Genomic DNA, 1423 nt, shown 5'->3' with positions numbered 1-1423 from the left:
TTATTATCAAGGACTTTAAATACTTCTTTAAGAAGTTTTTGTTTAATATTATCCATAAAATAAGCCACCATATTTCTCAAGCGTTTAGTGTTAAGCTACCATTAGCCAGCTATGGCTAATCCAAAAGGTATAGGTAGCAAGTTAGATATGACTCCACTTAGTTTATTTACATAACTAGATTTTTTTGCGTTCAATGTTCTTCTCCTTAATGTTTTTTGCTAAATCTTTTATCTTGAATCTTTGTTATCTAAATATTTTTGTGTTGTATATCTTTTTTACTAAACGTTTAATGCTTCAAATTGTTTTATAAAATAATCTTTTGTTTTTTGTATATTTTCGTCTGTAATTATTTTTTCAATTAATATTTTTAAATCTGGAGTATATCCAGTCATATTTTTATCTATTAATTCTTCGATTATGATATTTTCAGCTTGATTAATATTTTCCTGAGTAATTATTTTATTAATAAAGTTTTTGTATGACGGTTTTATGTTTGATATTTTTTCAATTTCATTTAATGTGTCGTATATTTTTTGCTTATAGTTATTTCCTGAGTCATTTTCAGTAGATTGTATTGCCTTAATATTTTTCAGTGAGTTTATTAATAGTTTAAAAGTTTCATCTGTATATAAATTTTCTTTAGTATTATTTTGCATAAATATGTTTTCCTTAGTTTTTCTATGTAATAAATTTTTTCTTAAGTTTTTTTACATAAATATTTTGTGTTATATTTTTTTTGCAAAATATACCTATGGCTAGATATATCCGATAAGTACAGAAGTACAAATCATTATTAAACATATCCTAGGGATTGTTTATAGATAGGAACGATCTGATAACAATTAAAATTGAATCAGTAGGTAGGAACAATCTATCATGGACTTAAAGTCGATAGTAAAAAGGAACGGGCCTGTTTCTCATTCTTAGAATGCCGTGTGCTAATTCTCGGTACAGGTAAGCACTTTCAATAGACTAATTTATAATTAGTTTCAGGCATACAGCCATCATCAGTATTGATAATTAAATTATTACAAACCTATATATAAAAGTCAAATGGATTATTCCATCAAATTTAAGAAAAATATACTACTCCTTTTTGAAAACAGAACCTTATGGAATTATTCAAAAATTTCGCGAGAAATGTTTAGGACGCCCATTAAGGGCTTTTTTGTTTATCGCCTCTTTATTATTTCATTCCAAAAATACAAGCGAAGCTTGTTATTTTGTTCTTTTTTGATTGCTAAAGGCGAAGCCTGTGCATCTTCGATACACGAGCAATAAAAAGATCAAAACAACGGATTTTTGTCTTTAAAATAATAAAATCGGCGAGTACGTGGGCTATTCCGCCCTCGTCACTGTCCCAAATAACAGTGACGAGGGCGGTAGTCATCATCACAAAATCAATCAATCCCATTACATTTGT

At 27.8% G+C, this 1423-nt stretch carries 2 protein-coding genes; both read right to left on the bottom strand.

Annotated elements, in window-relative coordinates; translation table 11 throughout:
* Positions 1-278 precede the first annotated feature (278 nt).
* A complete protein-coding gene (locus F3D62_RS11850; protein WP_150468462.1) occupies positions 279-656 on the bottom strand; it encodes a hypothetical protein in 378 nt (125 codons plus the stop codon).
* Between the two features lie 584 nt (positions 657-1240).
* Positions 1241-1423 (bottom strand): hypothetical protein (locus tag F3D62_RS13005; protein WP_224732693.1); only part of this gene is annotated, 183 nt, incomplete at its 5' end.

The sequence above is a fragment of the Francisella sp. SYW-9 genome, from assembly GCF_008711465.1.
Taxonomy (GTDB): domain Bacteria; phylum Pseudomonadota; class Gammaproteobacteria; order Francisellales; family Francisellaceae; genus Francisella.
Note: the sequence above shows the minus strand (reverse complement) of the source record. Positions and strands in the feature narration are given on the sequence as shown.

What these genes read in the sequence shown, in the direction of transcription:
- F3D62_RS11850 (WP_150468462.1), bottom strand. Translation starts at nt 656, where the DNA reads ATGCAAAATAATACTAAAGAAAATTTATATACAGATGAAACTTTTAAA.